The 19610-nt window shown below is 71.5% G+C and carries 18 protein-coding genes and 1 tRNA gene; 3 read left to right on the plus strand and 16 right to left on the minus strand.

Annotated elements, in window-relative coordinates; all coding sequences use genetic code 11:
- Window positions 1-230 precede the first annotated feature (230 nt).
- A complete protein-coding gene (locus F8O02_RS09140; protein WP_404821168.1) occupies window positions 231-449 on the plus strand; it encodes an RNA polymerase-binding protein RbpA in 219 nt (72 codons plus the stop codon).
- A gap of 117 nt (window positions 450-566) precedes the next feature.
- Here the strand turns inward: F8O02_RS09140 and lnt are convergent, their stop codons facing one another.
- The 13 genes from lnt to F8O02_RS03010 form a co-directional block, all read right to left on the minus strand.
- Window positions 567-2249, minus strand: a complete 1683-nt coding sequence (gene lnt / locus F8O02_RS02950; protein WP_158035757.1) for an apolipoprotein N-acyltransferase — start codon at window positions 2247-2249, stop codon at window positions 567-569.
- Entirely contained in the window at window positions 2246-4705 is a 2460-nt protein-coding gene (locus tag F8O02_RS02955; protein ID WP_225734083.1) for a DEAD/DEAH box helicase, read from the minus strand. The genes lnt and F8O02_RS02955 overlap by 4 nt, the downstream gene beginning before the upstream one ends.
- On the minus strand, window positions 4695-5639 hold the full coding sequence (gene tatC / locus F8O02_RS09145) for a twin-arginine translocase subunit TatC (RefSeq protein ID WP_158035759.1): 945 nt from the start codon (window positions 5637-5639) through the stop codon (window positions 4695-4697). Before tatC ends, F8O02_RS02955 begins: the two co-directional genes overlap by 11 nt.
- Window positions 5640-5685: 46 nt before the next feature.
- Entirely contained in the window at window positions 5686-5976 is a 291-nt protein-coding gene (tatA, locus tag F8O02_RS02965; protein ID WP_158035760.1) for a Sec-independent protein translocase subunit TatA, read from the minus strand.
- Between the two features lie 121 nt (window positions 5977-6097).
- Window positions 6098-6346, minus strand: a complete 249-nt coding sequence (locus tag F8O02_RS02970) for a hypothetical protein (protein WP_158035761.1) — start codon at window positions 6344-6346, stop codon at window positions 6098-6100.
- Window positions 6347-6369: 23 nt separating this feature from the next.
- Entirely contained in the window at window positions 6370-7323 is a 954-nt protein-coding gene (locus F8O02_RS02975; protein WP_158035762.1) for a helix-turn-helix transcriptional regulator, read from the minus strand.
- Window positions 7316-8428 (minus strand): helix-turn-helix transcriptional regulator, encoded by a 1113-nt coding sequence (locus tag F8O02_RS02980; protein WP_158035763.1) that lies wholly within the window; start codon window positions 8426-8428, stop codon window positions 7316-7318. Before F8O02_RS02980 ends, F8O02_RS02975 begins: the two co-directional genes overlap by 8 nt.
- A 2-nt stretch (window positions 8429-8430) precedes the next feature.
- Window positions 8431-9558, minus strand: coding sequence for a hypothetical protein (locus F8O02_RS02985; protein WP_158035764.1), 1128 nt, complete (start codon window positions 9556-9558; stop codon window positions 8431-8433).
- A 26-nt stretch (window positions 9559-9584) separates the two neighbouring features.
- Window positions 9585-10565: a tRNA (adenine-N1)-methyltransferase gene (locus F8O02_RS02990; protein WP_158035765.1), complete on the minus strand. Its 981-nt coding sequence runs from the start codon at window positions 10563-10565 to the stop codon at window positions 9585-9587.
- A complete protein-coding gene (locus tag F8O02_RS02995) occupies window positions 10562-11359 on the minus strand; it encodes an HAD family hydrolase (RefSeq protein WP_158035766.1) in 798 nt (265 codons plus the stop codon). The genes F8O02_RS02990 and F8O02_RS02995 overlap by 4 nt, the downstream gene beginning before the upstream one ends.
- On the minus strand, window positions 11356-12630 hold the full coding sequence (locus tag F8O02_RS03000) for a cysteine--1-D-myo-inosityl 2-amino-2-deoxy-alpha-D-glucopyranoside ligase (RefSeq protein WP_158035767.1): 1275 nt from the start codon (window positions 12628-12630) through the stop codon (window positions 11356-11358). The genes F8O02_RS02995 and F8O02_RS03000 overlap by 4 nt, the downstream gene beginning before the upstream one ends.
- A gap of 21 nt (window positions 12631-12651) precedes the next feature.
- On the minus strand, window positions 12652-13482 hold the full coding sequence (locus F8O02_RS03005) for an undecaprenyl-diphosphate phosphatase (RefSeq protein ID WP_158035768.1): 831 nt from the start codon (window positions 13480-13482) through the stop codon (window positions 12652-12654).
- A 154-nt stretch (window positions 13483-13636) separates the two neighbouring features.
- On the minus strand, window positions 13637-14983 hold the full coding sequence (locus tag F8O02_RS03010) for a M20/M25/M40 family metallo-hydrolase (RefSeq protein WP_404821170.1): 1347 nt from the start codon (window positions 14981-14983) through the stop codon (window positions 13637-13639).
- Window positions 14984-15193: 210 nt separating this feature from the next.
- On the opposite strand from F8O02_RS03010, the gene F8O02_RS03015 reads away from it, so the two are divergent.
- Window positions 15194-15281 (plus strand) — tRNA-Leu (locus tag F8O02_RS03015).
- Between the two features lie 185 nt (window positions 15282-15466).
- On the opposite strand, the gene F8O02_RS03020 is transcribed toward F8O02_RS03015, so the two are convergent.
- Window positions 15467-16237 (minus strand): sulfite exporter TauE/SafE family protein, encoded by a 771-nt coding sequence (locus F8O02_RS03020; RefSeq protein ID WP_158035770.1) that lies wholly within the window; start codon window positions 16235-16237, stop codon window positions 15467-15469.
- Window positions 16238-16315: 78 nt separating this feature from the next.
- On the minus strand, window positions 16316-17857 hold the full coding sequence (locus F8O02_RS03025) for an acetyl-CoA hydrolase/transferase family protein (RefSeq protein WP_158035771.1): 1542 nt from the start codon (window positions 17855-17857) through the stop codon (window positions 16316-16318).
- A 191-nt stretch (window positions 17858-18048) separates the two neighbouring features.
- On the opposite strand from F8O02_RS03025, the gene F8O02_RS03030 reads away from it, so the two are divergent.
- Window positions 18049-18651 carry a histidine phosphatase family protein gene (locus tag F8O02_RS03030; RefSeq protein ID WP_158035772.1) on the plus strand — a complete coding sequence of 201 codons (603 nt, stop codon included), beginning with the start codon at window positions 18049-18051 and terminating at the stop codon, window positions 18649-18651.
- Here F8O02_RS03030 and F8O02_RS03035 read toward each other — a convergent pair.
- Window positions 18633-19592 (minus strand): alpha/beta fold hydrolase, encoded by a 960-nt coding sequence (locus F8O02_RS03035; protein ID WP_158035773.1) that lies wholly within the window; start codon window positions 19590-19592, stop codon window positions 18633-18635. The genes F8O02_RS03030 and F8O02_RS03035 overlap by 19 nt on opposite strands.
- Window positions 19593-19610 lie beyond the last annotated feature (18 nt).

Consider the following 19610-nt stretch of genomic DNA (forward strand, 5'->3'; position numbering starts at 1 on the left):
AATCCTCACGTCTTCTGGCCGCCCGCCCCGTCTCGTGATGGGGAACAAAACCGGGTCGGCATCTGTTCTGCTCTCCGACTACAATAGTTGTTCGTCTCGTGCTCGCCGGCAGCGACCGGCCCGCACGGGTCGAGCGGCATCCCACCGCGTCCGCCGCGGAGACCCGTGGCATGTGTCTGGGAGACGGACCCGGGACGCGCACCCCGGGAGACGGAGGACAAGAAGCGAGCATGGCGACCAAGAGCACGAGCAGCAAGTCGAAGAGCAAGTCCAAGGGCAAGAAGAAGGGACAGCCCGCTTCTCAGCGCACCCCGTGGGACATGCTGCTCGAGCGTCGTTCCGAGGACGAGCTGAAGGAGCTGCTCGATGAACGGCTGTCCTTCCTGCGCGACCGCCGCAAGCGCGCCATCGAGCTGTCTCACATCAAGAGCGACCCGAACGAGCTCTGATCGCCGCGCGACTCGCCCCGCGGCCCTCGCGCCCGTGTGTCGGGGACGGCCCGGCACCGGCGCGTCCGGGATGCCGCCCCGTCCCCGGTGGCCCGCCATCCCCTGCTCGGTGACCGGTCAGCGATCCGACGCCCGCGCACGCCGCCGCTCGTTGCGGCGTGCCAGCGCGGTCGTGATCACCAGCAGCACGGTCGCGACGACACTGCCCCACTGCACGATCGGGCCGGTCCACCAGCTCGGCGCACGGCCGCTCTGCAGCGGCAGATCGGCGATCATGGTGCCTGCGGTGAAGTCCGGCAGGGTGTCCATGACCGTGCCGTCCTCGGCGACCAGAGCGCTGGAAGACACGGTCGAGATGTTCACCAGGCTGCGTCCGGCGGCCACCGCGTACACCCGGGCGATCTGCAGCTGCTGGGCCGACTCGGGCGTGCGTCCGAAGTCCGCGTTGTTCGTCGGGGCGAGGAGGATCTGAGCGCCCCCGCCGACGACGTCGTGGACGAGATCGGTGTCGCTCGTCTCGAAGCAGATGAGCACGCCAGCCGGCACCGTGGCGTCCCCCTCCCCTGACGCCGAGGCCGCGTCGAGCGGGATGTCGAACACGCCCGATCGGGCGCCGAACGTGAAGCCCCGCGGCACGAGGTCGACCAGGTCGGGCGCCAGCGGGTGGAACAGCCAGCGATCGGGCATGTACTCGGCGAACGGCACCGGGTGTCGCTTGTCATAGACCTGGGCCGGCTGACCGGCGTCTCCGCTCGAACCGGCGACCTCCGGGTCGGCCACGTCGCCTGTCCGCCAGCCGCTCGGCAGCCACAGCAGCACGGTGTTGTACACATCGTCGCCGCGCTGGGTCACCGAGCCGAACACGAGCGGCCGCCCCATGTCGTCGACGAAGTCGGTGATCGCCTGGTCGACCTGCGTGCTTCGGAGCACGTCGACGTCGACGGCGTTCTCAGGCCAGACCATCACGTCGAAGTCGTCGTGCATGATCGACCGGGCGGCGTCCAGATGATTGCGCAGGATCTCCCCCGGCTCCGCGTTCGAGAACAGTCCAGCGTCGGCGTTCCCCTGCACCGCGGCGACGCGCAGCGTCCCCGTCGCGGGCGCCACCGCACCCCAGGCCGGCATGATCAGCGCCGCGACGAGCAGGATGACGCCCATCACTGCTGGCCGGCGCAGCGGGCGACGCGCGAGCAGCCACGTCACCGGCAGCGTGCAGGCCAGCACGACCGCGAGGGTGAGCCCGGACAACCCGAGCCAGGACGACAGCCCGACCGTGGGCGCGTCCGCCTGGCTCGCCGCCACGCTCCCCCAGGCGAACCCGCCGTACGGCAGACGTGAGAACGTCACCTCGCGGCCCGTCCAGATCACCGCCCAGGCGGCCGCCACGAGCGCGGGATGCGTCTGCCGGGCCAGCTGCCGCCGGGTCACGAACCCGGCGAGAGCGACGCCGAGGGCGCTGAAGGCGGTCATCGCGAGGGCGAGGGCGAGCCACGGCACGGGGCCGAGGTAGGCGGTCAGCCAGCCGATGTGCCCGACCCAGAAGGCCAGGCCGAAGACGGCGCCGACGGCGGCTCCCCACCACAGTCCCGCACCGAGCCCGGCCCAGGCGACGAGCGCCATGGCGAGCAGGGCGGCCGCCCACCAGTCGTGCGGGGCGAAGGCGAGCAGGTACACGCCGCCCGCGGCCCCGGCGACGAGGAGGCGAAGCAGCGTGTCGACCCAGCGGGCGCGGCGCGTACGCGGATGGTGGCGCACCAGATCGAGCCCGGTGGTGCGGACGGCGACCGGCCCGTCGCTCATCCGACGCTCGAGCGGTCGACGATGCCCCGGGCGAGCAGGTCGCGGGCGCGGCGCGCGGTGGCGCCGACGCCCTCGGGCGCGGCGCCACCGATCTGGTCGAGCAGGTCGATGACCATCTTCATCAGGCGGACGAAGTCGCCGGCGGTCAGCTCGGCCTCCTCGAGCACGTGCTCGAGAGTCGCCCCGCGGCTCCAGCGCAGCACCGCGATGCTGACCAGGGCGTTCGGCTCGGGGAACCGGGTGAGGTCGTGCCGGGCCTCCTGGTCGTCGATCTCGCGCCAGACGTCCACCGTGGCCGCGTACGCCCGCTGCAGGTCGCCCTGCGGCAGCCACGCCTCCTCGCCGCCGCGGTCGCGGCGCGGCTCGTAGACGAGGGCGGTGACGACGGCGGCGAGCTCGTCGGCGTCGAGGTTGCGCCACACGTCGCGGCGCAGGCACTCGGCGACGAGCAGGTCACGCTCCCCGTAGATCTGGTCGAGCAGGCCCGCCTGGTCGGTGACGCGCACGTCGGTGAGGTCCGCGTCGGCGGTGAGGTAGCCGAAGTGGACGAGCACGCGCACGACCCGCTCGAACGTCGCGGCGATGCTGCCGACCTGCCGCTCGATGTCGGCCTGTAGCCGGTCGCAGCGGCGCTTGAGCCGGTGCCAGCGCTCGGCCCAGCGGGCGTGGTCCTCGATGCCGGGCAGGCGGGCGGTGGGATGCTCCCGCAGCTGCTCCTTGAGGTCACGGGCCCGGGCGATCAGCTCCTCACGCCGGCCGGAGCGCCGGTCGTGGCGGCCGAGTCTCTGGATCTCGCGGTCGGTGTCGACGAGCTCGCGGCGGAGGGCGAAGAAGTCGCGCAGCAGGGGGTCGTCCATGCCGGCGGCGCGCGCATAGCCGTCGAGGGAGGCGCGCTCCTCCTTGAGTCGGCGGGCCTGCCCGACGACGGAGCGGTCCGCCTGGAACTGGGCGAACGACGACTCGAGGATCGCCTTGGTGCGCTCGAGGCCGAACTCCCCGATGAGGTTGACGGCCATGTTGTAGGTGGGGCGGAACGCCGAGCGGAGCGGGTAGGTGCGCCGGCTGGCGAGGCTCGCGACCCGCTCGAGGTCGAGCCCGGGCTCCCAGATGACCACGGAGTGCCCCTGGTCGTCGATGCCGCGGCGCCCGGCCCGTCCGGTCAGCTGGGTGTACTCCCCCGCCGTGATCGGCACCCGCGCAACGCCGTTGAACTTCTCCAGGCTCTCGATGACGACGGTGCGCGCGGGCATGTTGATGCCGAGCGCGAGGGTCTCAGTGGCGAAGACGACGCGCACGAGGCGACGCTGGAAGAGCTCCTCCACGGTCTCCTTGAACGCGGGCAGCATCCCCGCGTGGTGGGCGCCGACGCCGCGCAGCAGTGCGCCCTGCCAGCTCTTGAATCCGAGGGCGGCGCGGTCGGCGGCTGGGATGTCGCCGCAGTGCCGGGCGATGACCCGGCGGATCTCGTCCCGCTCGACCTTCGTGGTGAGCGACAGGCCCTCGACCATGCACTGGCGCACGGCCTGGTCGCAGCCGACCCGGCTGAAGATGAAGTCGATCACGGGCAGCAGGTCGGCGCGTTCGAGCGTGCGCACGAGCGCGGCCCGGTCGACCCGGCGGCGATGGTGGCCGCTGTGGCGGTCGCGCTTCGAGCGTGGGCCACTCAGCCCGGAGAGCCGGTGCAGTCGCTGGTTGAGCCGACCGGGCCGATCGTGCTGGAAGAGATCCTCCAGCTCACCGCGGACGAGCACGTGCTGCTCCAATGGCACCGGTCGGAACTCGCTGACGATCACGTCGGTGTGGCCGCGGACCTCCTGCAGCCAGGCGCCGAACTCCTCCGCGTTCGAGACGGTCGCGCTCAGTGAGACGATGCGCACGTGCCGCGGCAGCTGGATGATCACCTCCTCCCACACGGGCCCGCGGATGCGGTCGGCGAGGTAGTGCACCTCGTCCATGACCACCCAGGCGAGCCGGTCGAGATCCCGGCTGCGCTCGTAGATCATGTTGCGCAGCACCTCGGTGGTCATCACGACGATCGGGGCGTGGGCGTTGACGTTGTTGTCGCCGGTGAGCAGACCGACGTTCTCGGCGCCGTAGCGCTGCTGCAGCTCATGGTACTTCTGGTTGCTGAGCGCCTTGATCGGTGTGGTGTAGAAGATCGCCTCGTCGGCGGGCGACTGCATGGTCAAGTAGACGGCGAAGTCGGCCACGAGCGTCTTGCCCGCCCCGGTCGGCGCCGCGACGAGGACCCCGCGGCCGGCGAGGATGGACCGGGCGGCCTGGATCTGGAAGTCGTCGAGCGCGAAGCCGATGGTGCGCTGGAAAGCGACGATCTCGTCCTGCAGAGGCTGATGGTGTCGTATGACGCCCGAGGACGCGCCTCCAGCGTCCGACGCATCCTTGCCGCGGGAGGCACAATCGGGCTCAGCAGAGCCGTCCGGCGCTCTATCTGTCACTGTGCGGTTCTCCTGTGGAGTGATCCGTGCCGCGCTCGACACCGGCGCTTCCCATCGCCGGTGTCTCGGCCCGGGCCGTCGTCTCCGCGGAGCCCGCGGAGTGGGCTGGCACCGCCGTCGCGTCCGATCCGGCACCGGCATCCGACGCGATCGTCTCCCCCGGCTGCGAGTCGGTCGACCCAGGTGCGTCAGCTTCGGACAGGAGACGGGCGTGTCGGCGGTGCATGCGCCGATCGTGCAGCCAGGCGATCAGACAGGCGACGGCGTACAGGACGAGCATCGGCAACGACAGCAGGAACATCGAGAGGATGTCGGTCGGCGGGGTGATGAAGGAGGCGAACACGAGGGCGACGACGATCGCGACCCGCCAGCCCTTCACGATCGTCTTCGCGCTCATGACCTCGAGCATGTTCAGCAGCACGAGCAGCAGGGGCAGCACGAACCCGACGCCCATGAAGAGCATCAGGTTCATCACGAAACGCAGGTAGGTGTCGGCGCTGATCAGCTGCACGTCGTCGGCCGAGGCGAAGCTCGACATGAACCGGACGAGATTCGGGAACGCCCACCAGCCGAACAAGGCGCCCGCGGCGAACAGAGGCACCCCGGTGCCGACGAATCCGATCGCGTAGAGCTTCTCGACCTTCCGCAGCCCCGGGGCGAGGAACGCCCACACCTCGTACAGCCACACGGGCGCCGCCATGATCACGCCGAGCACCACCGAGATGTGCATGCGCACGTTCAGCGGGCTGGAGACGTCGGAGTAGTTGATCTGCGTCTGACGTCCGGTCTCGGCCATGACCTTCAGCAGTGGCTGACGCAGCTCGTCCATCACCCACGGGCTGATGAACCATGCCACGATCGCGGTCGCCACGATCGCGAGCGCACAGATGATCAGACGCTTCTGCAGCTCCAGCAGATGCTGCGAGAGCGGCATCGTGCCATCGGGATTCCTTCTGGACACCGTAGGAATGCGGACGCCGTCAGGCGTTCGACTGTGAGGAGGTCGAGTTCTCCACGGTGGACCCCGCCGGCTGCTGGACTGCCGCCGGCTGCTGGACGGGCTCGGCGGTGGTCGGCGCAGACTGCGGCGCGATGGCCTGCTGCTGCGGCTGGCTGACCGCCTCGTCTGCTGCCCGATCCTCGTCGAGTCCCTTGACCTCCTTGCGGAAGATCCGCATCGACTGCCCGAGACTCTTCGCCAGCCCGGGCAGCTTCGGCGCACCGAAGAGCAGCAGGATGACGAGGATGATGACCAGATACTGCCATTTCATGGATGCACTCCAAGCGTTCGAGATACGTGCGATTCAGCATATCTCAGTGATGACCGGCCGTGTGCACGGGCCGCGCACATCAGGAGCGCCTGTCTCACCGGACCCACGGGTTCGGGCCGTGTCAATGGCTCTGCGACGTGCCCGGTTCGGGGAGCAGGATCTCCGCGACCGGCCCAGCGTCCGCCTCGCCGCGGCGCCGTGCGGCACGGTTGATCTGTTCCTGCAACGGCGCGCACGCCGACGACAGACGGCTGACATCCGCTCGGATGCCGGCGAGCGCCGCCCTGGCCGTGCGTCGTCGGAATGTCACGACCGAGGCCAGGACCACCAGCGCGGCCAGGACGAGAAGGGCGGAGAGCAGAACGGCCATGGGGGGAATTCTATCGTGACGGGTCATCCCCGGACGCCGGGTGGGCGATGCCCAGCGAGCGCCCTGCGGGCGCGGTCGGCGATCTGTCTGCGGACGGTGTCTGGGGCGATGACGCGGACGCGACCGGGCAGCGAGGAGATGTGCCGCACGAGGGCGGGGATCGATCCGACGGACACGGTGCGGGTGATCGGCCAGCGCGCGTCGGCCGGGATGCTCTCCCCGAAGGCCATGAGGACGGCTGCGCCCTCCCGCTGCACCTCGAGGGTGACCTTGATCGGGGCGGCCTCCTCGGGGTCCGGGCCGTGTACCGCGGCGGGCGTGACCTCGGCGGCACACAGGCGGGTCATCCGGTCGATGCGGAAGGACTTGACGATCGGGCGGGCGTCCTCCTCGCTCCCGTCTGTGGCGAGGAGGTACCAGGTCCCCTGGCTGAATCGCAGGCGGTCGATGGAGACCACCCGGTGGGAGCGCTCGCCCGAGGCGTTCACATAGTCGAAGGCGACGGGGTCGCCGGCCGCACCGCGGGCGCGCAGCATCGCGAGACTCTCGGCGACGCGTCCCTCGGGCTCGACGGTGACGGGGCCGGCGCCGAGTCGGCGCAGCAGATCGAGGGCTCGGGTTCGGCGCTCCTGGGGGAGCACCGCGGCGAGATAGTTCATCGCCGCCTGGAGCCCGGCGAGCTCGCCGGCGGTGAAGCGCTGGACGCGGTTGAGGCCGACCGCGTGGGTGATGACGACACGGTCCTCGTTCTCGAAGGCCTCCCGGTCGATGTCGAACAGGCTCTCGGGGCCGTAGGTGCGCATCTCGCCGGGCACGCCGACAAGGGGCAGCAGGCGCACCAGTCGGCGGACGACCGCCGGGGTGGCCTCGAAGCGGTCGGCTATCTCGGTGACCGTCGCCCCGGGGTTGGCCAGCACCCAGGGGACGAGCAGGAGCGCGAGATCGAAGCGGTCGGCCGCGGTGGCGCGCTCAGACATGGTCGACCTCCTCGGGATGCGCCCCGGGCCGATCGGCGTGGTCGTCGATGAGGCGCTGCAGCTTGTGGTGCACCCGTTCACGGAAGGCCGGTGGGGCGAGGGCCTGCACCTCGTCGCCGTAACCGGCGAGCTCGTCGGCGAGCAGGTCGAGATCGGTGGTATGCAGAGTGTACCAGGGGACGGCCGGGTCAGCTCCCGCCGAGGGGTCGGCGGGTGCCGGTTCGAGTCGGTCGCCGAGCCGGACGGCCGCTTCGCTGCCGGGGCAGACGGCGACGACGACCCACTGGGCGGCGCGGACGCGATCGAGCTCGGCGAGCGCGCGTGCGGCCCAGTCATCCGGGTCGTGCGCGGCCGCTGCGGCCCGTGCGTGGGCCGCAAGGGCGGGGTCGACGTCTGCGGCGGGTGCGGCGCGGCGAGTGATCCGCTGCAGCAGGAAGGTGCGGGTGGCCGGGCGGGCGTCCGCGGCGAGTCGGTCGAGGTCGATGGCGTGGGCGTGCCAGCGGCCGTCGCGCAGCACGACGGCAACCGGCAGCACGGTGCGGGTGGTGGCGGTGTCGTGGTCGGCAGTGTGGTAGTCGAAGCGCATGATCGTGTGGTCGAGGGCGGCGCGCTGCAGAGGCTGCAGGTCGGGCTCGTGGACGACCAGGTCGAGCAGCCCGTCGACCGTGGGCTCGGCGGGCCGGTCGGTCTCACGCCCGGTGAGGGCTCGGGCCCGGGTGTCGATATGTCGGCCGCCGGCGACGTCGAATGAGGAGAGCAAGACGGCGGCCGCGGCGATAAGGCCGAGATCCTCGTCGTCGAGGACGAGATCCTCGGGCAGCGCGTAGCCACGGGTGTCGATGTGGTAGCGGGTGCGCTGGTTGTCGCCCGGGGCGGCGGGGTCGTCGCTGGCGATGAGCTCGATGCCCCGGTCGCGCAGAGTGGCCTTGTCACGTTCGAATCGACGCTCGAGGGCGGCGGGTGTCGCCGTGCCGCGCCGCACGTCCTCGGCGTAGCCGGCGACGGTCTCGAGGATCTCGCGCTTGGTCATGCCGAAGCGGGTGTCCTGCAGGGCGAGCACGAGGTTGAGCAGACGCTCCTCGGCCGAGACGGTGTCGGCGACCATGGTCACTCCCCGGCGCCGGTGTCGCCGTCCTGCTGCACGGAGCCGTCAGGGTCAGCGGTGCCGTCGTTCTGGTCGTCACTCTGTGTGTCGTCGCCCTGGTCGGTGTCATCGGCCGGGGCGACACCCAGGGTATCGAGGACGATGAGGTCGCCCATCTGCGTCTGGTAGTCCTCTGGGACGTGCACGATGATCTGCGAGCCGATCGGGGCGGCCGTGATCGCACGGCCGATCACGCTGAGGATGTCGTCGCCGGCGTCGTCCGTGAGGTCGATGGAGGTCAGCTGCCCGGTCTCCCAGGTGGACTGGACGACTTTGGCTGAGCGTTTGGTCGCTTTCGTGTCGAAGAACGTCATCTGCAGGTAGACGGTGTCGCCGACCGCGGGCGTCACGTCGCCGTCGCCGCGGACGAGCACGGCCGACTCCGGGGCGTCGTCCGAGTCGTAATCGGTCGGCAGCACGAGGCCCGGCCGCCCGGTGGTGTCGCGCACGACCTGCGGGAAGCCCGCGACGGGGGCCTGCTCGGTGCCGTGAGAGCGGGCTGGGAAGGCGTCGTCGACGCGGCCGATGACCACGACCGTGCCCGTCGTCGACGACGAGTCGGTGGAGTCACTCGACGAGGCGCCCGTGCCGCCGGGCACGTCCGGGACGACGAGGGTGAACACGTCGCCGACCCTCAGACCGCCCATCGCGTCGGCGACGGCGGTGTAGACGGGGCTGTTCAGATCGCGCAGGAAGGACGCGGTGACGGCGGGAAGCTCGGTGGCCTGCCCGAGCGACTGTCCGGTGGCGAGGCTGAACATCGACACGCCGAGCACCGCGGCATCGCCGTCGACGTCGACCCAGCGACCGTCGCCGCGGGTGCCGATCGTCAGCTGTGCGGCGTCCGGGCTCGCGTCCGGGTCGGCGGTGATCGTCGTGCGGTCGAGACTGAAGTCGGCCGCGGCGACGGCGTCGGAGACGTCCCCGGTGGCCACGGTCTGGGGGCGCTCCCCGGACGAGCAGCCGGCGAGCAGCCCGCCCACGAGCGCGATCGCGCCGAGCCCGGTGAGCAGTCGCCCACCGTGGTGGGCGCGTCCCGGCTCGGGCCGGCCGGTGACAGGCGTGGTGGGGTGTGTGACCGGTGATCGCATCGATGTCTCCATTTCCGGCGTTCAGCCTACTCGGCGACGCGGCGCTCGCGCTGACGACGGGCCTCGCGGACGGTCTTACGCAGGCGTTTCTCAGACACGCCGCGCTGGCCGACGGCGCCGGGCGTCCAGATCTCCATGTCCTCGGGGTCATAGGCGTCTTTGGCTGGCCTGCGGCGCAGGTCGGGCAGGTCGACGCCTTCGGCGAGGCGGCGAGCGACGGCGAGGAAGCCGGTGTGGCCGATCATGCGGTGCTCGGGGCGGACGGCGAGGCCCTCGACGTGCCAGTCGCGCACGATGGACTCACTGGCGGCGGGGTCGGTGAACCGCTCGGTGTCACGCACGGCCTCGCACACGCGGGAGAGCTGCGGGACGGTGGCGACGTAGACGACGAGCACGCCGCCGGGGCGCAGGGCCCGGGTGACGGCGTCGAGGGTCTCCCACGGGGCGAGCATGTCGAGCACGACGGCGTCGGCGGTGCTGTCGGGCACCTGGTCGGGCAGTCGTTCCTGCAGGTCGCCGAGGGTGATCGTCCAGTTGTCGGGGTGGCCACCGAGGTGGCCGGAGACGTTCGCTTCGGCGATCTCGGCGAACTCGGCGCGGCGTTCGAAGGAGTGCAGGGCGCCGTGGCCGGCGAGGGCGCGCAGCAGCCACAGGCTCAGGGCCCCGGAGCCCACGCCCGCCTCGACGACATGGTCGCCGGGCTTGACGTCGGCGGCGGCGAGGATGCGCACGGCGTCTTTGGGGTAGATGATCGCGGCGCCGCGGGGCATGGAGAGCACCTCGTCGACCAGTCGGGGGCGCAGGGCGAGCCAGCGGGTGCCCTGGGCCGTCTGGACGACGGTGCCGTCGGGGCCGCCGATGAGGTCGTCGTGGCGGATGGCGCCGCGGTTGGTGTGGAACTCGGCCCCGGGCTGCAGGATGATCGTGTGCATGCGCCCTTTCGGCCCGGTGAGCTGCACCTTGTCGCCGGCGCGCAGGGGCCTGGCGTGGGTGGGCTGATTGGTCATGCGTCGGTCTCCCTCGTGTGGGGCATGGTCGGGGATGCGGTGCCATCCTCGGCCGGGGTCGCCTGGTCGTGGAGGCGCGCACCCGCGCTCGACCGGGCGGACCCGCTCCCCTGCGGCGCGGCCTGCGGGGGACGGGGGCGGAACAGGCCCTGCAGGTCGGCGACGGTCACGCCCTCGAGCGTCGGCCACACCAGGTGGTCGTCGGCGGCGGGCAGGTCGAGCACGCAGGGCACGCCGATGGTAAGGAGGCCGGCGGCGGTGGCGCTGGCGATGCCGGTCGGCGAGTCCTCGAACGCGATCGTGCGGGAGGCGGTGACGCCGAGTCGGGCGACGGCGGTCTCGTAGGGGGCGGGGTGGGGTTTACCGAAGGGCACCTGGTCGCCGGAGACGACGGTGGTGAACACGTCGTCGGGAGCCTGCTCGGCGATGTGGCCGGCGGTGTCGCGGTGCGACATGGTCACGATCGCCTGGGGGACGCCGGCGTCGCGCAGGGTGGTGAGCAGGGCGAGGACGCCGGGGCGCCAAGGCACGCCCTGCTCACGGTAGCGGCGGCTGACTCCGGCGGAGACGGCCCGGATGACCTCGGGGACACTCGCGTCGACGCCGGCGGCGATGACGTGGCGGGCCATCACGTCGAGGGCGGCGCCGACGCAGGCGCGCTGCTCCCGCTCACTCCAGCTGCCGCCGGCCGCGGTGATCAGCGCGGTCTCGGACTCGATCCAGTAGCGCTCGGAGTCGACGAGGGTTCCGTCGAGATCCCAGCAGACCGCCTCGGGCGGGGTGGGCGTGCTCATGGTTGCGGCTCCTTCGTCAGGTCGATGCCGAGCAGTGCCCGGGCCGCGCGGGCGACGAGCTCGGGGGTCTCGGGGCTATCCGCCCAGGCGTCGAGCACCCGCAGGGCACGCGGTGCGTCGAGGTCGCGGGCGAGCGCCTCGCGGAGGCTGGCGAGCACCGGGTTGTCGGCTGTCTCGGCGTGGTCGCCGCCGGCGAGCCCGGCCCGGTGCGCGGCACGCCAGCCGGCGAGGCGCTCCTGGGCTCGGGCGAGCTCCTCGTCTTGCCACTCCCAGTCGCTGCGGTAGTGGTGGGCGAGAATCGCGACCCGGAGCGCGTCAGGGTCGACGCCGGCATCGCGCAGTCGGGCGAGGGGCACCTGGTCGCCGGCGGTGCGGCTCATCCGCCGTCCTCGGTAGGAGACCATGCCGGTGTGGCTGTAGACGCGGGCCATGGGCAGCTCGTTGAGTGCGGTGGCCTCCCCGGCGGCGAGCTCGTGGTGAGGGAATACGAGGTCGCGTCCGCCGCCGAGCACGTCGAAGTCGGCGCCGAGGAGGGCCTCACTGATGACCGCGCACTCGATGTGCCAGCCGGGCCGCCCCTCGGGCAGGCCGATGACCTGCCAGGCCGGCTCTCCCTGCCGGGCGGCTCGCCACAGCAGGGGGTCGAGCCGGTCGCGCTTGCCGCGCCGCTTCGGGTCGCCGCCGTTCTCGGCGAACAGGCGCAGCATCTGGTCGCGGGTGCAGTGGGACTCCTCCCCCAGCGTCCAGCAGGCGAGGGCGGAGTCGGCGGCGGAGACGTCGAAGTAGATGTCCTCCTCGGCGCCGTCCGGGCTGTCGACGCGGTACGCGTGGCCTCGTTCGATGAGCGCGAGGACGGACTGGCCGATCTGGTCGATCGCCTCGGTGACCGTCACCAGGCGGTCCGGAGGCTGCACCCCCAGCCAGGCCATGTCGGTCAGGTGTTCGCGGGTCTGCTCGGCGGCGAGGTCCTCCCAATCGGCGCCGGCGGCGTCCGCGACGGCGAGCACCCGGTCGTCGACATCGGTGACGTTCTGCGCAAAGGTGACGGTGACCCCGGCGTCGTGCAGGGCGCGCACGAGCAGGTCGTAGGCGAGGAAGGTCGCGGTGTTGCCAATGTGGGTGTGGCCGTGCGGGGTGATGCCGCACACGTACAGGCGGGCGGTGTCGCCCGTGGCGGCCGGCTGCAGCGTGTCGGTCGCCTGGTCGTGGATGCGTGGGACGGTGCCTGCGCCGGGCAGTGCGGGCAGTGCGGTTGCGGTCCAGGCTCTCATGCGTTCGCTTCCCTCCGCGTCTCAGGCCTGCAGCACGCCGGCGCCGAGCAGCACGAGGAGCACGGCGCCGAGGACGACGCGGTAGATGACGAACGGGGTGAACGAGCCGTGCTGGAGGTACTTCATCAGCCGGTCGATGACGAACCAGCCGACAAGGAACGACACCACCGTCGCCAGGGCGGTGGGCCAGAAGGCGGGGATGGTGGCGGTGTCGCCGCGCAGCGCCTGGACGAGCTCGAACAGGCCGCTGAGGACGACAGCCGGCACGGCCAGGTAGAACGAATACTTCGCGGCGGTGGGCCGATCGTAGGCGAGGGCGCGGCCGGCTGTGGTGGTGCCACCCGAGCGGGAGACGCCGGGGATGAGCGCGAGCGCCTGGGCCAGCCCCATCAGCAGGCCGTCGCGGAGGGTGAGGTCAGTGAGGTCCTTGCGGCTGGGCGCCCAGCGGTCGACGGCGCCGAGCAGCAGGCCGAATGCGATGAGCATGATCGCGACGATCCACAGGCTGCGCAGGGTCGTCTCGATGGTGTCCTTGAACACGAGGCCGAGCACGCCGATGGGGATGGTGCCGATGATGACGACCCAGCCGAGCCGCACGTCCGGATCGTCACGAGCGACGCGTCCGGCGAGGGACCCCGCCCAGGCGCGCACGATGCGCACGATGTCCCTCCAGAAGTACACGAGCACGGCGGCCTCGGTGCCGAGCTGGATGATGGCGGTGAACGCGGATCCGGGGTCCGCCGCGCCGGGCAGCAGCTCGCCGACGATGCGCAGGTGGGCGCTGGAGGAGATCGGCAGGAATTCGGTGAGTCCCTGGACCAGACCGAGGATCAGGGCGTCGAGGATGGACAAGACTCGCCTTTCCGAGTGGGATGAATGGGCGCGACCGGGTGCGCCCGCGCTTCCGGTGGTCGCGGGCCGCAGTGCGGCCGGGCAGACCGCCTACCACCCTAGACCACTCTCGCACGGCGGGGAACCGGATCAGCCGGCGGCGTCACCGCTGCGGTCAGTAGCGCTCGAGCAGCGCGGTGAGCGTCCGCCGCCCGAACGCGAGCGTGTCGAGCGGCACCCGCTCGTCGACGGCGTGGTAGCCGCCGGGCAGGTCGAAGCCGTCCGGCACCCGCATGGGCACGAAACCGTAGCCGGCGAGGCCGAGCGGGCGCAGCGCGACGTTGTCGGTGCCGGCGTTGAGCAGGTAGGGCAGCACGACCGCCTCGGGGTCGAGCTCGGCGATGGTGGCCCGCACCGCGTCGACGAACGTCCCGGAGAACGGCGACTCGTAGCCGTGGCCCTCGGCGAGGACCTCGACGGTCACGTCGTCGCCGGCCGCCTCGCGCAGCCGGTCGAGCACCTTCTCGTCGGCGCCCGGAAGCGGCCGCACGTCGATGCGCGCCTCCGCGGTGGCGGGCACAACGTTCTGCATGAAGCCGGCGTCGATCACCGTCGGCGTCGTGGTACTGCGCAGCGTCGCGGCGAGGAACGGCTCGGCGGGACCGGCCTCGGCGAGCACCCGTTCGGGGGCAGCGTCCTCGGGCAGTCCGGCGAGGCTGCGGATGCCGTCGAGGAGGGCGCGGGTCGTTTCCGTCAGTTCGACCGGCCAGTCGATCGCGCCGATGCCGGCGACGGCGCGGGCAATCGCGGTGACCGCGTTGTCCGGGCGGACGGCGGAGGCATGCCCTGAGCTGCCGCGGGCGGTCAGTCGCACCCAGGCGTGCCCCTTCTCCCCCGTCTGCAGCAGCCAGGCGCGGCGGCCGCCGATCGTCACGGTGTAGCCGCCGACCTCGCTGAGCGCCACGGTCGCGTCGGCGACGAGCTCGGGATGCTCGCGGGCGATCCACTCCGCCCCGCGCGCGCCGCCGGCCTCCTCGTCGGCGAGGAATCCCAGGATGACGTCACGACGGGGGCGGCGTCCGGAGGTGACCATCGCGTCCACGCTGGCGAGCATCATGCCGAGCATGTCCTTCATGTCCAGCGCACCGCGCCCCCACAGCATGCCGTCGCGGATCTCGCCGGCGAACGGGTCGACGCTCCACTCCTCCGGGCGGGCGGGGACGACGTCCATGTGCCCGTGGACGAGGATCGGCGGCAGATCGGGCCGGTCCCCACCCCAGCGGGCGAACACGCTCGGCCGGACGGGTCCCTCCCCTGGGTCCGGGGCGACGATCACCGGCTCCAGGCCGCGGTCGCGCAGGTATGCGGCGATGTACTCCGCGACGGGCCCCTCGCCGCGGGCGCGGCCGTCGCCGTGATTGCTCGTGTCGAACCGGATCAGGTCGCGGGTGACGCGGACAACCTCGGGCAACACCTCCTCCGAGGTGGGGGCGCCCGGGTCACGCAGCGCTGAGAAGGCCATGGAGTCTGTCGAGGCGATGTCGGGCGTCGTCATCCCGCCATGGTACCGGTCGACGGCGACTCCCAAGGCCGACGGTCGCCGTCGAGGCCGAGACACGCCCGGACGACGACGACCGGGCCGGCTCGATTTCCCCGGACTGCGATCGACGTGCTACGCTCACATGGTGCCTGCGGGCGACCGGGTGACTCGGGAGCTGCAGGTCGTCCACCTGCCCGGGTGGCGGAATTGGTAGACGCGCTAGCTTGAGGTGCTAGTCCACAATTTAACGTGGGTACGGGTTCAAGTCCCGTCTCGGGCACGAGCACGGCGGCATCCGACGAGGATGCCGCCGTTCTGCATCTCCGGGGGGCACCCCCGGCCTGCCTTCGGGCCGACGGCTCTGTTCCAAGCGCGACCGGCACCTGGCACGGCCCCGGCGTGCGGGGTGTCCCGCGGCGGGCTCTCGCCCCAGGGCACCCGGTCCGGACGCGCCGCCCGCCCCGGTCACCGCGGGGAGTTCAGCGCCTTCCGCGCCATCTGCAGGGCGCTGATCACGAGCAGTCCGGTGAACAGCGCCATGGCGACCCGCTGGTCGATGACCTGGACCAGCCAGCCACCGAGGACCGTCCCCGCCGCGCCGGAGAGGCCTATCGCCGTGGCCATCCCCAGGTCGACGTTGTGGTTGCGCAGGTTGCCGAGCGTGCCGCTGACCCCGCCGGGCAGGATCGCGACGAGGGAGGCGCCCTTCGCGATCGTGGCGTCGATGCCCATGCCGAGCACGAGCACGGGGACGATGACGAGGCCCCCGCCGATGCCGAGCAGCCCGGAGAGCGCCCCGACGACCACGCCGAAGACCACGAGCAGGAGGACGCGACCGAGCGTGGGGGTGAACGGATCGCCGTCACCGGGCAGCGCGATGAACAGGCGCACGGCCGTGGCGAGCATGACCAGGGCGAAGGTGATCTGCAGCGCCTTCGGGCGGATGCGCTGCAGCAGCCATGTGCCCACGTACGCGCCGAGGAACGTGCCGCCGCCGATCGCGAGGCCGGGGATCAGGTCGAGCGCCCCGTGGGCGGCGTAGGTGATCACTCCCACGAGTGAGATCGGCACCGTCGCCGCAAGAGAGGTGCCGCTCGCGAGTCTCGGGAGCACGCCGACGAGGGACAGCAGCGGCACCATCACGATGCCGCCGCCGACGCCGAACAGGCCGGAGAGGACGCCGGCGGCCAGCCCGATCAGGATGAATCGCCACAGGTTCACGCGGGTCACATGCACGTCTCCAGCCTAGCCGGCACGGGCCCGGAGCCGCGTGGTGGCGGCGTCCGGGCCCGTGCCGGTCGGAGTTCGTCGAGGTCAGTCGTCGGCGCGCATCGAGCCGGTCTCGAGGAACCGCTGGTGCCAGCTGAGCGCCTCGGGCAGGATGTGCGGGGTCTGCCCGGCGTTCGGGCGGGCGCAGGCCCGCTCGAAGTAGTCGCGCAGCTGATCACGGTAGTCGGGATGGGCGATCGCGATCATCGCCTCGGCGCGCTGCCGCGGGGTCTTGCCGCGCAGATCGGCGAAGCCGTACTCGGTGACGACGACCATGGTGTCGTGCTCGGTGTGGTCGACGTGCGACACGAACGGCACGATCGCGGAGATCTTCCCGCCCTTCGCCTCCGACGGGCTGAGGAAGATCGAGATGTACCCGTTGCGGGCGAAGTCACCCGACCCGCCGATGCCGTTGATCATCTTCGTCCCGGCCACGTGTGTGGAGTTCACATTGCCGTAGATGTCGGCCTCGACCATCCCGTTCATCGCCACGACGCCGATGCGGCGGATGAGCTCCGGGTTGTTGGAGATCTCCTGCGGGCGCAGGATGATGTGCTTGTTGTAGAAGTCGATGTTGTCGCGGAACTCGTCGACCGCGTCCGGGCTCAGCGACAGTGCGGTGGCACTGGCGAGGCTGACCGTGCCGGACTTGATCAGGGCGAGCATACCGTCCTGGATGACCTCGGAGAAGCATTCGAGTCCCTTGTAGCCGGCGCGCTCGAGCCCGGCGAGCACCGCGTTGGCGACGTTGCCGATGCCCGACTGCAGCGGCAGCAGTGTACCCTTCGGCAGCCTGCCGGCGGCCTCCTCCTGCTGGAAGAACCGCACCACGTTGTCGCCGATCGCCTTTGACACGTCGTCCAGCGGGGTGAACTTGGTGTTGCGATCGCCGCCCTCGGTCTCGATGACGCCGACGACCTTCTCCGGGTCGACCTCGAGCCAGGGCCGGCCGATCCGGTCATGGGCGGTCACCAGCGGGATCGGCTTGCGGTGCGGGGGCACGTCGACGCTGTAGTAGACGTCGTGGACGCCGTTGAGCGCCTCAGGCTGCCATTCGTTGACCTCGAGGATGACCTTGTCGGCCTGCTCGAGCCAGGTCTTGTTGTTGCCGAGCGAGGTGGACGGGATGAGGTGCCCCTCCTCGTCGATGCCGGAGATCTCGATGACCGCGAAGTCGAGGTGGTCGAGGAAGCCCTCCTCCACCTGCTGGGCCAGGTGCGACAGGTGGGTGTCGATGTAGCCGACATGTCCGCTGTTGATCTGCCTGCGCAGCGACCCGTCCGTGGAGAACGGGGTGCGGAACGACACCGCGTCGCTCTCGGCGAGGATGCCGTCGAGGGCGTGGTCTGTGGAGGCGCCGGTGTAGACCCGCACCTGGAACGGCTCTCCCTTGGCGTGCAGGGACTCCGCCTTCTTCGCCAGGGCCGCGGGCACCGCCTTCGGGTAGCCGGCGCCGACGAAGCCGCTGAACCCGATGGCCGCGCCGTCGTGGATCAGCTCCGCCGCCTCGTCCGCCGTGACGATCTTGCTGCGGAAGACCTCACTGCGGATGCGATCTGTGTTCTTAACGTCGTTGTTGGTAGCCACGGTGCCATCGTAGCCCACGAGAGGCCGTGGGCCGGCCCCTCGCCGGTGATCGTATACAGACGTCGGAGACCCAGCCCCGACCGCGGGCTCGGGCACCGCGGGTACACTCGGACGGGTCCACCGCCCGCAGCGCGCGGACGGCGCCGGATGGCGCCCTGCCTCGGGCCCGACCAGACCTTCAGGAGGAGCGGATGACCGCCACCACCCTCGGACTCGTCAGACACGGCGAGACCGACTGGAACGCGGAACACCGCATCCAGGGCGGCACCGACATCCCGCTCAACGACGTCGGTCGCGCGCAGGCGCGGGTGACGGCCGCGCGACTCGCGGACGAGACCTGGGACGGCATCCTCACCAGCCCGCTCGTGCGCGCCGCGGAGACCGCGCGGATCATCGCGGACGTGCTCGGACTCGGCCGGCCCACGGTGCTGCCCGCGCTGCGGGAGCGCGCCTTCGGTGAGATCGAGGGGCTCACCCTCGAGGAGCGCATGGCCCGCTTCGGCGAGGACGGCCCCGTGCCCGGGCTGGAGAGCCGGACCGACGTGGTCGACCGGGCGCGGCCGGCGCTGGCCGCCGTCGCGGCACGGCACCCCGGCCGGCGGCTGCTCGTCGTCACCCATGGCGGTGTGATCGGGTCGCTGATGCGGTTCGTGACCGACTTCTCCCGGCCTCGCCCGCATGAGGTGATCCACAACGGCAGCGTGAACGTCTTCCGCGTGGACGATGCAGGACGCTGGGCGCTGACCCGCTACGACGCCCGGCCGGGGCGCCCCGGCTACCGCCCCGTGCCTTGACCGCCCGCCGGCTCGCGGGCGTCGCGCGCCGGTCCGCGGTGCTCACCCTCATCGAGGTAGCGGCGGATCCACCGGTCTGCCGCCCGCCAGGCCTCGTAGTGCACGAGGTGTCCGACCCCGTGGGCGACCACGAGGGTCGCGTCGTCGAGCTCGTCGACGAACGCCTGCTGTGCGGAGAGCGGGACGATGTCGTCGCGGTCGCCGGCGATCACGAGCGTCGGCTCCGTGAAGTCGAACGTGTACTCCCCCACGTCATGCGTGATCGAGGCCTCGAACGCCTCGAGCAGCGTCTTGGGCGAGTCGAACACCGAGAACCATGCCCGGTGCTGGCGGTGGATCCAGCGCCGCAGCGCGCGGTCACGGGTCTTGGCCATGACCTCGCTCATCACACGCACGACCGCCCGTGAGGAGAGCACCCGGCGTGCGGCCGCGTCCGGCAGCGCGGCCGCGAGCTGGTAGTACGCGAGGGCGGCGAGGGTGCCGACCCGGCGCGGCCCTTGCAGGGCCGGCGCGCTGATCGGGTTGATCAGCACGATGCGATCGGTGAGCATGCCGAGCGAGAGCGCGGCGCCGATGATCGTCGTGCCGAACGAGTGACCGAGCACCGGGGTGTCCTCGAGATCGAGCTGGTCGCGCAGGGCGATGAGCCACAGGGCGTACGCCTCGATCGTGCCCCCGGCGCGCAGCGAGGGCGACTGCCCGAAGCCCGGCAGGTCGGGGACGATAACGTCGCGTCCGCCGGGCCCCGCGCTGAGCGCCCGGGCCAGGTCGTCGAGCCCCTGGTGCGTGCCGCGGAAGCCGTGCACCATCAGCAGCGGCTCGCGCACGGCGTCGGCGTCACGCGCCGGGTAGCGCCACCAGGTGGTGACGGTGCCGAGCACCTCGCTCTGACGGCGTTCCGGTTCCGTGCCCTCCTCGGGCCGTGGTGCTGCACTGTTCACGCCTCACATTGTATCGCC

Origin of the sequence: Pseudoclavibacter caeni, from assembly GCF_008831125.1 — a bacterium.
Taxonomy (GTDB): domain Bacteria; phylum Actinomycetota; class Actinomycetes; order Actinomycetales; family Microbacteriaceae; genus Pseudoclavibacter_A; species Pseudoclavibacter_A caeni.